Source organism: Streptomyces sp. NPDC059895 (assembly GCF_042731035.1).
In the GTDB taxonomy this organism is placed as follows: domain Bacteria; phylum Actinomycetota; class Actinomycetes; order Streptomycetales; family Streptomycetaceae; genus Streptomyces.
Genome location: NZ_JBHWKO010000013.1, coordinates 16,282 through 29,421, shown reverse-complemented (window position 1 = coordinate 29,421; position 13,140 = coordinate 16,282). Strand labels below are relative to the sequence as shown.

Annotated in this window: 10 protein-coding genes and 1 pseudogene; 4 read left to right on the top strand and 7 right to left on the bottom strand. The window is 72.5% G+C overall.

The window, feature by feature from the left end; all coding sequences use genetic code 11:
* Nucleotides 1-67: 67 nt before the first annotated feature.
* Nucleotides 68-1,345 carry a hypothetical protein gene (locus tag ACFV9M_RS17475; protein ID WP_385072373.1) on the bottom strand — a complete coding sequence of 426 codons (1,278 nt, stop codon included), beginning with the start codon at nucleotides 1,343-1,345 and terminating at the stop codon, nucleotides 68-70.
* Nucleotides 1,346-1,543: 198 nt separating this feature from the next.
* On the bottom strand, nucleotides 1,544-2,338 hold the full coding sequence (locus ACFV9M_RS17470) for a class II aldolase/adducin family protein (RefSeq protein WP_385072370.1): 795 nt from the start codon (nucleotides 2,336-2,338) through the stop codon (nucleotides 1,544-1,546).
* Nucleotides 2,339-2,448: 110 nt separating this feature from the next.
* On the opposite strand from ACFV9M_RS17470, the gene ACFV9M_RS17465 reads away from it, so the two are divergent.
* Both ACFV9M_RS17465 and ACFV9M_RS17460 read left to right on the top strand, forming a co-directional pair.
* A complete protein-coding gene (locus tag ACFV9M_RS17465) occupies nucleotides 2,449-3,075 on the top strand; it encodes a hypothetical protein (protein WP_385072367.1) in 627 nt (208 codons plus the stop codon).
* A 301-nt stretch (nucleotides 3,076-3,376) separates the two neighbouring features.
* Nucleotides 3,377-3,844 carry a pyridoxamine 5'-phosphate oxidase family protein gene (locus ACFV9M_RS17460; protein WP_385072442.1) on the top strand — a complete coding sequence of 156 codons (468 nt, stop codon included), beginning with the start codon at nucleotides 3,377-3,379 and terminating at the stop codon, nucleotides 3,842-3,844.
* Nucleotides 3,845-3,868: 24 nt separating this feature from the next.
* Here the strand turns inward: ACFV9M_RS17460 and guaA are convergent, their stop codons facing one another.
* On the bottom strand, nucleotides 3,869-5,449 hold the full coding sequence (gene guaA, locus ACFV9M_RS17455) for a glutamine-hydrolyzing GMP synthase (RefSeq protein ID WP_385072364.1): 1,581 nt from the start codon (nucleotides 5,447-5,449) through the stop codon (nucleotides 3,869-3,871).
* Between the two features lie 556 nt (nucleotides 5,450-6,005).
* Between guaA and ACFV9M_RS17450 the strand changes: the two genes are divergently transcribed.
* Nucleotides 6,006-6,287 carry a chorismate mutase gene (locus ACFV9M_RS17450; protein ID WP_385072361.1) on the top strand — a complete coding sequence of 94 codons (282 nt, stop codon included), beginning with the start codon at nucleotides 6,006-6,008 and terminating at the stop codon, nucleotides 6,285-6,287.
* Nucleotides 6,288-6,972: 685 nt separating this feature from the next.
* Here the strand turns inward: ACFV9M_RS17450 and ACFV9M_RS17445 are convergent.
* Nucleotides 6,973-7,374, bottom strand: a complete 402-nt coding sequence (locus ACFV9M_RS17445) for a hypothetical protein (RefSeq protein ID WP_385072359.1) — start codon at nucleotides 7,372-7,374, stop codon at nucleotides 6,973-6,975.
* 255 nt (nucleotides 7,375-7,629) lie between these two features.
* Here ACFV9M_RS17445 and ACFV9M_RS17440 point away from each other — a divergent pair, with 255 nt between their 5' ends.
* Nucleotides 7,630-8,613, top strand: a complete 984-nt coding sequence (locus ACFV9M_RS17440; protein WP_385072356.1) for a hypothetical protein — start codon at nucleotides 7,630-7,632, stop codon at nucleotides 8,611-8,613.
* A 150-nt stretch (nucleotides 8,614-8,763) separates the two neighbouring features.
* Here ACFV9M_RS17440 and ACFV9M_RS17435 read toward each other — a convergent pair whose 3' ends face one another.
* The 3 genes and pseudogenes from ACFV9M_RS17435 to ACFV9M_RS17425 form a co-directional block, all read right to left on the bottom strand.
* Complete coding sequence (locus tag ACFV9M_RS17435; RefSeq protein WP_385072353.1) at nucleotides 8,764-10,569, bottom strand: GMC oxidoreductase; 1,806 nt, start codon at nucleotides 10,567-10,569, stop codon at nucleotides 8,764-8,766.
* A 149-nt stretch (nucleotides 10,570-10,718) separates the two neighbouring features.
* A complete protein-coding gene (locus ACFV9M_RS17430) occupies nucleotides 10,719-12,356 on the bottom strand; it encodes a succinic semialdehyde dehydrogenase (protein ID WP_385072350.1) in 1,638 nt (545 codons plus the stop codon).
* Between the two features lie 175 nt (nucleotides 12,357-12,531).
* Nucleotides 12,532-13,131: pseudogene (locus tag ACFV9M_RS17425) on the bottom strand (serine/threonine-protein kinase); the annotation flags it as partial.
* Nucleotides 13,132-13,140 lie beyond the last annotated feature (9 nt).

Below are 13,140 nucleotides of genomic sequence, written 5' to 3'. Positions count from 1 at the left end.
CCACCTGTCGGATCTGCTCCCTCTACTCCTTCTGCTCCGCCTCCTCCTTCTGCTCGTGCTGCTCCGCCTAGTCCGTCACGTCGATCGCGTAGCGGTTGGTCTCGACGCCCGCCGCCGTCACCACCTGCACCTCCACCCGGCCGGGTTCCACCTCCGCCGGTACGGGGACGGTCAGGACCGCGTCGGTGGGGTTGCGGAAGCCGCCCGTGACGGGAACGAGGGGCACGTGGACGTGGACCGTGCCGATGCGGACGACCATGCGGGAGAGGCGGTCGGCGGCCTGTGCGCCGGGCGGGACGAAACCGGCGCCGCGGATCTCGATGTCGTCGCCGGTGCGGATCGGGGCGTCCAGGTCGCCGGCCTCGCGGGAGCGGACGACGGAGAGGATGACCGGGCGGCCGCCCTCCGCGTACTTGCCGGCGAGGTAGGTCGCGGCCGAGACCAGCACCACCACGGCCAGCCCCCAGGGCAGGTCGGGCAGTTGGTCGGGGCGGCGGGCGAGGCGTACGGCGGCGAAGGCCAGGGCGACGGCACTGATCACGACGTACTGGATGTCGGCGAAGGTGCCGCGGCCCGCGTCGTCGGTCAGCAGGTCGGCGGCCCGGGGCCGGTGCGCGCGGACCTTCTGGAGCCGCTGGGCCAGGACCCGGAGCCCGACGACCCTGCGCACCAGCACGGCGATCGCGCAGACCACGGCGAGGACGGTCACCGCACCGGCGCCGCGGGCGAGGTCGAGCCCGGAGATCAGCGCGTCGCGTTCGGCGGGGCCGGAGGCGGCGGCCAGCCGGCCCACCAGGACCAGTACGGCGTACGCGACGAACAGGACCCAGGCGGCGGCGACCGCGCGGGAGGTGGACAGCCGGTTGTCCTCGCCGATGACGGGAGCCAGGGCGCCGCCGCGGGACCGGTGGAACCAGGAGGCGGCGGTCAGCGCGCCGGCGGCGACGAGCGCGGCGAGCAGGCCGGCGGTGCGGGCCGTGCTCCAGCCCGCGCCGATCGCGGTGAGGGACTGCACGAGCAGCAGGAGCACCACCAGGGCCCACACCGTGCCAGCCGTGCGCACCCAGAGGCGCGCGAGCCAGGCCTCGCCCTCGGCGCGGCCGCGTTCGGCGACCAGTTCGGCGGACTGGGTCAGTTCCTCCGAGACCCACTGGCGGGACGCCGACACCGAGTGGGCGACGGCGGCCGGCAGACCCTGCCCGGCGGCGAACTCGTCGCGTTTGAGCAGGAACGCGGCGACCGCCCGCCGGTGCCCCTCGCGGGCCCCGTGCGGGCAGTCCCCGCAGGTGCAGCCGCCCTCGTGCGTGCCCGTTTCCGGTCCCTGTCTCGCTTCCTGCACCGCCACGTCCGACGCCCGCCTTCCCCGCGGCCTTCACGACCGGCGGCCCTCCGAGAACCGGGCCGCCGTCCCGCGAACAACTCCCCTGTGATGACAGCGAATTGTGCCCTACGGCACACGCTCCGCGATCGGCAGGTGTGGTCAGCGCGGGTGATGCGGGGTCCACCGTGTTGACCTGGCCGCGAGATCGCTCGGCTTTCCGGCTCAGCTCAGCAGGTCCGGTTCGCTGCGGCTGACGTCCTGCCACAGCGGCTGGTAGTTGATCCACGCCACGAGGTCGCCGCCGAGCTGCTCACGCGTCGCGACCGCCGCCCGGTGGTCGATGAGCACCGGGCGTCCGGCGGCGCGGGCGGTGAGCTGGACCTGGCAGGAGCGCTCCATCGACAGGAACCACCAGGCCGCCGCGTCCACCGAGTCGCCGACGGTCAGCAGCCCGTGGTTGCGCAGCACGAGTGCCTTGTGGGTGCCGAGGGCGGCCGCGATGCGCCGGCCTTCCCCGGCGTCGACGGTGACGCCGGAATACGTGTCGTACAGGCCGTGGTCCTCGTAGAAGGCACAGCTCTCCTGGGTGATCGGGTCCAGCAGTTCGCCGAGGGCGGCGAGGGCGCGGCCGTGCACCGAGTGGCAGTGGGCGACGGCGACGACGTCGGGCCGCGCGGCGTGGACCTGGGAGTGCACGGTGAAGGCGGCCTGGTTGACGTGGAAGCGGCCCTCGATGACCTGCCCGTCCCCGTTGACCAGCACGAGATCGCTGACGGTGACGTGCTTGAACGGCATCCCGAACGGATTGACCCAGAAGCAGTCGCTGTACTCGGGATCGCGTGCCGTGATGTGCCCGGAGACACCGTCCTCGAAGCCTGACCGGCCGAAGATCCGCACCGCGCCCGCCAGCCGTTCCTTGCGGTGCCGGCGCTCGTCCCCGGTCGACTCGTGCACGGGCGGCATGGCGAACCGCAGCCGGTCGGTGGGCAGCGGGGCGGGCGGTGTGGGCCCGGGCATCGGTCCTCCAGCACTGGGTTGGTTCACGGGGCGGAAGGTACCGCCGGTAAGGGAAAAAGGGCAGAGCCATTATGCAAAGATGATGATTCCCGTCACATATGGAGCACGACTTGACCATCGCCGACCGCCACCTCGACTCCCTCATGCGCCGCCTCGCGACGCACGACGACATCGAACTCATCCACCCCTTCGCGGAGTGGCGGACGTTCGGCGCGCTGGCGTACGTGGCCGAGTGCCACGGTTTCCGCTACGAGGGCGTCCGTCTGGTCGGCAGGCAGCGGATCGTGCACGTCAGGCTGGTCCGTGACCCCGGCCCGTGGGCCCGGGAGCGGGCAGCGGCCACGGCGGCGGCCTTCCCCGGTGCGGGCCCCGGCCGCCCCGCCCCCGGCATGCGGCCGGGCTCGCTCACTCCCCTGCCCGAGGCACAGGCGGACGTCGATCTCGTCACCGCCCTCATCCGTTACGAGGCCCTGGAGACGGCCGTCGACCGCACGCAGCTGCTGACTCTCGGCTGGGGCTCGGCGGCGCTGTTCCTGCTGCTGGCCGTCCTGACCGGCAAGTACGCCGTCCTGCTTCCGCTGGCCGTCCTGGCACCGCTGGGCATGCTGGGCGCGCTGCGCCTGAACGCGTCCCGGCGAGCGAAGCTCGCACGGTACCTCACCGCCGCCGGCTGCATGCCGGTACGGAACGGGCACGGCCGGGAGCGGTACGTGCGACCGGTCCCGTACGGGGTGTGACCTCCGCCCGGTATGGGAAGGCCCCACCTGCACATCGCTCCCCCGTCCCACGTCACGCGCCCGGGGACCGGGGACCGGGGACCGGGGACCGGGGACCGGCGACCGGCGACCGGCGACCGGCGACCGGCGACCGGCGACCGGCGACCGGCGACCGGCGACCGGCGACCGGCGACCGGCGACCGGCGACCGGCGAGAATACCGGACGGCGGCTGTCGGGTATCGGCGCCACACTCGCCGTATGAGCACTCGCGGCAGAAGTACCAGCGCCCGCCCCGCGTCCGCTCGCCGCGCGACGGCGGCGGTGCACTGGGCGGCCTTCGTGGCAGTCGAACCCGGCCTCGCGCGCATCGTCGAGGACCGCTTCGGCGCCTTCACCCACCACGTTCTCGCGACCGTGCGCCGGGACGGCTCCCCCCGTACCAGCGGACTGGAGGTGCGCTTCCTGGACGGTGAGCTGTGGCTCGGCATGATGCCGGGCTCGCTCAAGGTCCTCGACCTGCGCCGCGACCCCCGTTTCTGCCTCCAGGCGAACCCCGGGGAGGGCACCGGCATGGGCGGTGGCGACGTCCGTATCGGCGGGCGGGCCGTCGAGGTCGAGGACGGGGAGGCCAGGGCCGGATACGTGAAAGAGGTGGAACCGCCGGAGCCGTTCCACCTCTTCCGCACCGAGCTGACGGAGGTCGTCAGGACCTACGTCGAGGACGACACGTATCTGGTCGCCCAGGTATGGAAGCCCGGAGAGCCGGTGCGGACCCTCAGACGGACCTGACCTGCGAGGTCCCCCGGCGGGGACCTACTCCCACTCGATGGTGCCCGGCGGCTTGGAGGTCACGTCGAGCACGACCCGGTTGACGTCCCGCACCTCGTTGGTGATCCGCGTCGAGATCTTCGCGAGGACGTCGTACGGCAGGCGCGACCAGTCGGCCGTCATGGCGTCCTCGGAGGAGACCGGACGAAGGACGATCGGGTGGCCGTAGGTGCGGCCGTCGCCCTGGACGCCGACGCTGCGGACGTCGGCGAGCAGGACCACGGGGCACTGCCAGATGTCCCGGTCCAGGCCGGCCGCCGTCAGCTCCTCGCGGGCGATGGCGTCGGCCTCGCGCAGCAGGTCCAGGCGCTCCTTGGTGACCTCGCCGACGATCCGGATGCCGAGGCCCGGGCCCGGGAACGGCTGGCGGTGGACGATCTCGTCCGGCAGGCCGAGCTCCTGGCCGACCATGCGGACCTCGTCCTTGAACAGCTTGCGGAGGGGCTCGATGAGCTTGAACTCGAGGTCCTCCGGCAGACCGCCGACGTTGTGGTGGGACTTGATGTTCGCGGTGCCGGTGCCGCCGCCGGACTCGACGACGTCCGGGTAGAGGGTGCCCTGCACGAGGAACTCGACCGCGGGGCCCTCGTCCGCGATGATCTCCGCCTGCGCCTGCTCGAAGACCCGGATGAACTCCCGGCCGATGATCTTGCGCTTCTCCTCGGGGTCGGAGACCCCGGCGAGCGCCGCGAGGAACCGCTCCTCCGCGTCCACGACCTTCAGCTGCACGCCGGTCGCCGCCACGAAGTCCTTCTCGACCTGCTCGGTCTCACCCTTGCGCATCAGGCCGTGGTCGACGTACACGCAGGTCAGCTGGGAGCCGATGGCCTTCTGGACCAGCGCGGCGGCCACCGCGGAGTCGACTCCGCCGGACAGGCCGCAGATCGCGCGCCGGTCACCGACCAGCTCGCGGATGGCGGTGACCTGCTCCTCGATGACGTTGCCCGTGGTCCAGTTCGGCTCCAGGCCCGCGCCGCGGTAGAGGAAGTGCTCCAGTACCTGCTGGCCGTACGTGGAGTGCATGACCTCCGGGTGGTACTGGACGCCGTAGAGCTTCTTCTCGTCGTTCTCGAAGGCGGCGACCGGGACGACGTCCGTGGACGCGGTGACGGAGAAGCCCTCGGGGGCGGCGGAGCAGGCGTCGCCGTGCGACATCCACACGGCCTGCTCGGCCGGGGTGCCCTCGAAGAGGGTGGAGGAGGAACGGGAGACGTGCAGGCCGGTGCGGCCGTACTCACGGGCGCCGGTGTTGTCGACGGTGCCGCCGAGGGTCTGCGCCATCAGCTGGAAGCCGTAGCACATACCGAAGACGGGAACGCCGGCTTCGAAGATCTCGCGGTCGAGGCGGGGGGCGCCCTCCTCGTACACGGACGAGGGGCCGCCCGAGAGGATGATCGCCGCCGGGTTCTTGGCGAGCATCTCCGCGACCGGCATGGTGCTCGGCACGATCTCGCTGTAGACCCGGGCCTCGCGGACTCGACGGGCGATGAGCTGGGCGTACTGCGCGCCGAAGTCGACGACCAGGACGGTGTCGGGGGCGGCGGCAGCGGGAGTCGCTGATGACACGGGGTGCCTTCCGGCGGTGGGGCAGGGTCACTGTGTACGGCCGATTCTACCGAGAGGGGCACGGGTGACGTCCCGCCCGCCGGGGCAGCCGTCCCCGGCCCCCCGCCGCGGCCCGCGGCCCGGAGCCCTCGCCCGCCCACCTCCGGGAGACGGGACGGACGGCCGGGGCGGTACCGGACGAGCGCCGGGGACCGGGGCCCGGGGGCAGGGGGAAGCCCGGGGCACAGGTGCCCAGGGCACAGCCCCCGGGGCACCGGGGCACCGGAGCCCCGGAGCCCCGGAGCCTGGAGCCCGCCCGGAGCACCCGGAGCCCGGGGAAGCCCGCAGCCCGGAGAAGCCCGCAGCCCGGGGAGTCCGTGGCATACTGGCCGCATGCTCGCGCAGACGACCTTCCTCTTTACCTATGGCACCCGGCCCGCCGGCTGCCATGGTCGTGCTGCTTGAGCGAACCGCCAAGCGACTTCCCAGGCGCCCCGGGCCGACAAGGCCCGGGGCGCCTGTCGTTCTCCGGGTCCTGCCGTTCCGGGGCACCCCTACCTACCGCACAGGAGCCCCCATGACCGCCCTCGACGTGACCGGCGCCCGTACCTCCGAAGCCGCCGACGTGATCACCGGAGCCCGCGAGCGCATCGACGCGCTCGACGACCGGATCATCGGTCTGATCCAGGAACGGATGGCCGTCTCGGCCGTCATCCAGAAGGCCCGCATCACCTCGGGCGGCCGCCGGGTGAACCTCTCCCGCGAGATGGAGGTCCTCGGCCACTACAGCGACGCGCTCGGCAAGCCGGGTACGGCCCTCGCGATGACGCTGCTCGAACTGTGCCGAGGTCGCATCTGAGTTCGGGCTCCGTCTCACCCGTACGGCGCGTGACCGGTTCCCGGACGGGTTCGTTGGTCCCGGTGTCCGTTCCAGCCAGGTGCGGGCCCGGAAGAACCACGCGTGGCTCGCTGGAGCGATGAGGCGTACGGATCGTGTGTGCGTCGTGGGACCTCGCTCCAGGGTTGTGACCGGGCGGCAGGGGACAGCAGCCCGGTCACCCAAGAGAACGGTCGGCCCCGGGGACGCCCGGGGCCGGCCGGCGGGAATTGCAAAAATGCACAAGGGCTGGGTCAAACGGTTGCGGGCGCCGCGTTCATCCAGCACGATGCGTAAAAGGCCCGAGTCCCGTCGCGGACAACCGCATTGCACCCCACTGCAACGAATTGAACCGCGCTGCCCGCTCTGTCCCGACCCACCGTCAGAGGTCCAGTCCGGTCGCGCGCCTCCCCGCGCGCTCCAGCGGCGACCCGGCGCGGACCACCGCACTCGACAGGCCAGCGGCGCGACCCCCCGGCGCCGCTCCCAGGCACCGGCGCTGCCCTGACGCCGGTGCTGACGATAAGGAAGGGCCCCGCGGATCCGTTCCGCGGGGCCCTTCTCGTCCGTGGCTCGTCCGGGCGGTCACGTGACGGCCGCACCGGTCCGTCCCGTCCGCGGGACCGCCACTCGCGGTCCGGTCACGGGACCGCCACTCGCGGTCCGGTCAGCGGGCGAGGCCCGACTCCCAGGCCCAGGCCGCTGTCTCGACCCGGTTACGGGCACCGAGCAGGCGGACGGTGATGGAGGGGCTGATGAGGGCCTCGCCGGAGGCGGCGGAGCGGACGGCCTCGGCCAGCAGGCGAAGACCCGCGTCCTCGAGGAGGAAGCCGCAGGCACCGTGGTGCAGGGCCTGGTGGACGTACTCGTCGTCGTCGAAGGTCGTCACCATGACGACCTTCGAGGTGGGCGCGGCCCCGGGACGGCGCAGGTGCCTCAGCGCCTCGCGGGCGTGCTTGCGGATGTTCGTCAGCGCCTCCATGACCACGCGTCCCACGAGGCGGGCGGCGTCCGCGGGAAGGCTGTCGGCCGGGCCGGTCTCGGTGAAGTCGACCAGGGCCCCGGGCAATCGGCAGTCGGCAGTCGGCAGTCGGCGACGAGGGCGCGGACGGCGTCCGTACCTCCTGAGACCCGTCCCTGACAACGGGCGAGTCGGTTCCGGTGGGACACGCCCCAGGCGCCCAGCGGTCGTGATCCAGGCCACATAAGAATTCTGTGAAGGCGCTGCAACCTTTCACAGGTTTCGCTGATCAAACCTCTCGAACCAAGGGCCACACCCGCGCCCCACACGCGGAGCCCTCCCACTGGACTCCTTGAGGACAACATGAAGCTTCGCCGTGCCATGGCAGTCGCCGCCGCTACAGCCGCGATAGCGCCGCTGGCGCTCCTGTCTGCCCCGGCCGCGTTCGCCTCCGACTCCGCGTCCCCCTCCGCCAGCGCCTCCGCGTCCGCCTCCGACACCAGCTCGCCGAGTGCCTCGGCGTCCGAGTCCGAGACGACCGGCACCTCCAGCTCACCGAGCGCCTCCGAGTCCGAGACGACCGGCACCTCCAGCTCGCCCAGCGCGTCCGCCTCGGAGTCGGAGACGACCGGCACCTCCAGCTCGCCCAGCGCGTCCGCTTCGGAGTCGGAGACGCCGGAGCCCGAGCCGTCGGTCTGCGACGACACCAAGGTCGACGTCAGCATCACCGGTTTGGCGGGCAAGATCGCGGCGGGCAGCGGCTGGCACAAGTTCTCGCTGAACGTCGCCAACAACTCCGACTCCACCCTCCAGGACCTGAATTTCCTGGCCGGGGCCTCGTCCGACGAGTACGGCGAGGACCTCTTCCAGAGCAAGCAGGTCCAGCTCCAGGCATGGAACCCCGAGGACAAGGTCTGGGAGGACCTCGACGAGGAGGGCTACGCGGTCGGTTACGTCGGCTACACCGACGAGCTGAAGCCCGACTACGAGGTGAACATCCCCCTCCGCCTCAACGTGAAGGCGTCCGCCCCGGTCGGCGCCGGCTTCTCGCTGGGCGCGACGATCTACGGCGACAACGACGGGAACTGCCTCGGCTTCGGCGACGTCTCGTACAAGTTCCAGATCGTCGCCGCCGGTACCGACACCGAGGGCACCGAGCCGCAGGAAGGCGGCAAGGCCCCCGTCTCGGACAGCGAGCCGAGCAGCGACACCCCGCAGGTCACCGGCAACCTCGCCGTGACCGGCTCCAGCTCCGCCCTGCCGATGATCGGCCTGGTCGGCGGCATCGCCATCGTGGCCGGTGCGGGGGCGGTGTTCGCGGTGCGCCGTCGGAAGGTGCAGGCGTGAGCCGACACCGGTCCTGACGGACCGTCGACAGGGAGGGACCCGCGCTCGGAGGGGGGCGCGGGTCCCTTTCGCATGTCCGGCCCGGCTGCTTCTCCGGCCCGCCCCCACCCCGCTCCGCAAGGCCCCCTTCGCGGGCCCGCTCCCCTGCTCCTACTTCTTCGGCGGTACCGTCGGCATCCCCAGGAACGGCAGCCGCAGCGCGGCGAAGGCCTCCGCCGGGACCGCCGCCGTCTTCGGCTCCACCGGCTGCAGCCGCTCGTACGCCGTGCCCTGCGCCGGGCGCGGGTCCGCCTCACCCTTGTTCGGCCAGTACGACATCGCCCGCTCGGCCTGGGCGGTGATCGTCAGGGACGGGTTCACGCCCAGGTTCGCCGAGACGGCGGAGCCGTCCACGACGGAGATGCCGGGGTGACCGTACAGGCGGTGGTAGGGGTCGATGACGCCGGTCTCGCGGGAGGAGCCGATCGGGCAGCCGCCCAGGAAGTGGGCGGTGAGCGGGGTGCCCATCAGCTCGCCGACGTTGGAGCCGGGGAAGCCGTTGATGTCGGCGGCGATCGCGGAGGCGGCCTCGGACGCGGCCTTGATCTGCTTGGGGTTGGGGCTGCCGTGGCCCTGGCGCGCGGTGAGCAGGCCCTTGCCCACGCCCGTCTGCTTCAGGTACGTCGTGAGGGAGTTGTCCAGCGACTGCATGACCAGGCCGATGATGGTCCGCTCCGACCAGCGGCGGTTGGAGAGGGAGCGCACGACGAGCAGGGGGTGGCGGGCGGCGTTCGCGAGCCAGCCCGCCACTCGCGAGGAGCCCTGCGCGTAGGGCACCTGGAGGATCGACAGGCCGCCCATGGAGTTGGAGCCCTTGCCGTAGCGGACGGGCTCGATGTGGGTGTTCGCGTCGGGGTGGATGGACGAGGTGATGGCGACCCCGCGCGTGAAGTCGACCTTCGGCTGCCCGGTCCTCCTGCGGTAGCGGCGGTCGTCGGTCTGGGCGCCGACCAGCGCCTCGGAGTTGGTGCGGGTCAGTGCGCCCAGCCGGTCCGAGAGGTGCGGCAGTTGGCCGTTCGCCTTCATCCGGTGCAGCAGGGTCTGGGTGCCGTAGGTGCCGGCGGCGAGGACGACACGGCGTGCCGTGAAGGTGCGTCCCCCGCCCTTGGCCCGCTGGTCGGTGGGCAGGGTGGCCACGGCGAAGCCGCCCCGCGAGTCGTCCGTGACCGACACCGCCGTCGTCAGCGGGTGGACGGCCGCGCCGGCCTTCTCGGCGAGGTAGAGGTAGTTCTCGTTGAGGGTGTTCTTCGCGCCGTGGCGGCAGCCGGTCATGCACTCGCCGCATTCGGCGCAGGCCCGGCGGGACGGTCCCGCGCCGCCGAAGTAGGGGTCCGGCACCTCCTCTCCCGGCCGTGCCCGCACCGCCCCGTCGGCGTCCTGTCCGTCGCCGAAGAACACGCCGACTGGCGCCATGTGGAAGGTGTCCCCGACGCCCATCCGTTCCGCCGCCGCCTTCAGGTGCACGTCGGAGGGGGTCATCGTCGGGTTGAGCCGGACCCCGAGCATGCGGCGCGCCTGGTCGTAGTACGGCCGCAGCTCCTCCTGCCAGTCGGTGATGTCCCGCCACTGCGGGTCCTCGAAGAACGCCTTCGGCGGTACGTAGAGGGTGTTGGCGTAGTTGAGGGAGCCGCCGCCGACGCCCGCGCCGGCCAGGACCATGACGTTGCCCAGCAGATGGATGCGCTGGATGCCGTACAGACCGAGCCTGGGGGCCCAGAGGTAGTTCTTCAGGTCCCAGGAGTTCTTGGGGAGGGTGGCGCGGGTGAAGCGGCGGCCGGCTTCGAGGACGCCGACCCGGTAGCCCTTCTCCGTCAGGCGCAGGGCCGTGACGGAACCGCCGAAGCCGGAGCCCACCACGAGGACGTCGTAGTCGTACCCGTCCTCGTCCCGGGTCTGGGCAAAGTTGTCCTGTGACACGTGCTCTCCTCGTCGAGAACGGGTGCGGTGCGGGTGCGGGTGCGGGTGCGCGTTCGGCGCGGGTGCGCGTGCGATGGGGGTGCGGGTGCGCGTTCGGCGCGGGTGCGGGTGCGATGGGGGTGCGCGTGCGGTGCGGGTGCGGGTGCGGGTTAGCGGAAGCGGAGCGCCTTCATCAGCCGCAGGCTCCTGCTCATGAACCGTGCGTACGTCTCGTCGTCCATGCCCAGCGAGGGCGCCATCGGCAGCAGCCGCTGCTGGGCCACCGTCTGGGCCTCGGTGTACTTGAGGATGCCCTCGGAGCCGTGGCGGCGGCCCAGGCCGGAGTCCTTCATGCCGCCCATGGGGGACTGGACGCTGCCGTAGGCGGAGGCGTAGCCCTCGTTGACGTTCACCGTGCCGGTGCGCAGGCGGGCGGCGACCGCGCGGCCGCGGCGTCCGTCCCTCGTCCACACCGACGCGTTCAGGCCGTACGGGGTGGCGTTGGTGAGGTCGACCGCCTCGTCGTCGGTCGTGAAGCGGTAGAGGGAGACGACCGGGCCGAAGGTCTCCTCCGTGCAGACGGACATCGGCTCGGTCACGCCGTCGAGGATCGTCGGCTCGTAGAAGTACGGGCCGATGTCGGGGCGGGCGACACCGCCGGTCACCACCTTCGCGCCCTTCGCCACCGCCTCCTCCACGTGCCGTCTGACCGTCTCCAGCTGACGTGCGCCGACGAGGGAGCCCATGTCGGCGCCGTAGGCGAGGGAGTTGCCGAGGCGCATGGCCCGGGTGCGGGCGACGAAGCGCTCCAGGAAGGCGTCCGCCACGGACTCGTGGACGTACAGCCGCTCTATGGAGATGCAGAGCTGGCCGGCGGAGGAGAAGCAGGCGCGGACGGCGCCGGCCGCGGCCTTGTCGATGTCGGCGTCCTCCAGGACCAGCATGGCGTTCTTGCCGCCGAGTTCGAGGGATACGCCGACCAGGCGGGCGGCGGCGCCCTGGGCGACCTCGCGGCCGGTGCGGGTGGAGCCGGTGAAGGAGACGTAGTCGGCGTGCCGGACGACCTCCGGGCCGACGACCGGGCCGTCACCGAGGACGACCTGGAAGACCTCGGCGGGCAGTCCGGCCTCGATGAGCAGGTCACGGGCCCACAGGGCGGTGAGGCAGGTCTCCGTGTCGGGTTTCATCACGACCGCGTTGCCCGCGACGAACGCGGGGAGCGCGTCGCCGACGGAGAGTTCCAGCGGGTAGTTCCAGGGGGCGATCTGGCCTACGACACCGCGCGGGTGGCGCAGCTCGGTGACCCGGGTGAGGGTCGGCATGGCGCCCGCGTGCCGTCGGGGCCGCAGATAGGCGCCGGCCCGGCGGCCGTAGTGGCGGGCGGCGACCGCGACCGCCTGCACCTCCTCGTGCGCGTGGAGGCGGGCCTTGCCGGTCTCCAGCTGGATCAGGTCGAGGATCTCGCCCTGGCGCTCCAGCACCAGGTCGTGGAAGCGGAGCAGGACCGCGGCACGCTCACGCACCGGCACCTGCGCCCACACCCGCTGGGCGGCCCGGGCCGCCACGAACGCCTTCTCCACGTCCTCGGGGGTGGACTCCGGCAGGTCGGCGAGCTTCTCGCCGGTGAACGGGGTGTGGTTGGCCGTGCGCCCGGAGCCCGCGACGCCCTTGGTCAGCTGGGCGACGAGCTGAGGGGTGACCACGTCGGCGGCGGTGCGGACGCCGACGGGGGCGGGGGCGGGGGCGAGGGGGTTGGTACCGGCAGCCGTCGTGGTACCGGTCTTTTCCGGGGCCTGCGAGTCCGTCATGACGCGCAGGGTATGACGTGGGGAAGGCTTTTGGTACCCGTCGGTAACGGCATTCACCGACCGCTCACACGGCGCCAGTGGTCACTGGCAACAAACCTCCTGATCAGGGCGTTGTTCGGTGGCTTCAGCGGTGCCGTGCGTCTTACGGCGTTCCGGCCGGCAGACGGCCCGTCTCCTCCTCCCCCTCGTCCGCCGCGGTGGGCGGGTGGGTCGGCCGGTCCTCCGCCACCGCCTCCAGAGCCTCGGCGACCTCCGCCGCGCCCGGCCGCCGGTCGGGGTCCCGGAGCAGGAGCCGTGAGAGGAGCGGGCGCAGGGGGCCGGCGCGGTCGGGTCCGGGCAGGTCCGCGCCGAGGATCGCGCCGAGGATCGACTCCGGGGTCGTACGGCGGAACGGGGACCGGCCCTCGACGGCGGCGTACAGCAGGACGCCGAGGGACCACAGGTCGGAGGCGGGGCCGGCGCCGCGGCCGGAGGTCCGTTCGGGGGCGAGGAACTCCAGGGAGTCGGCCGGCTCCCCGGTTCCGGTGCGGGACTCCCCGTCCTCGACGGGCGCGATGCCGAAGTCGGTGAGGAAGACGCGGCCGTGCGGGCCGAGCAGCACGTTGGCGGGTCTGACGTCCCGGTGGACGATGCCGACCGCGTGGGCGGCGCGCAGCGCGCCGAGGACGCCGAGGCCGATGCGGGCGGCCTCGGCGGGGGGCAGGGGCCCGCGCCCCAGCACCTCGTGCAGGGACTCGCCGCGGACCAGCTCCATGACGATCCACGGGACGCCGTCCGGACCGGT

Excerpts from the sequence above, each read along its gene's own strand:
- ACFV9M_RS17470 (WP_385072370.1), bottom strand. The coding sequence starts at position 2,338 with ATGCCCGGGCCCACACCGCCCGCCCCGCTGCCCACCGACCGGCTGCGG.
- ACFV9M_RS17450 (WP_385072361.1), top strand. The coding sequence starts at position 6,006 with ATGACCGCCCTCGACGTGACCGGCGCCCGTACCTCCGAAGCCGCCGAC.
- ACFV9M_RS17440 (WP_385072356.1), top strand. The coding sequence starts at position 7,630 with ATGAAGCTTCGCCGTGCCATGGCAGTCGCCGCCGCTACAGCCGCGATA.
- ACFV9M_RS17430 (WP_385072350.1), bottom strand. The coding sequence starts at position 12,356 with ATGACGGACTCGCAGGCCCCGGAAAAGACCGGTACCACGACGGCTGCC.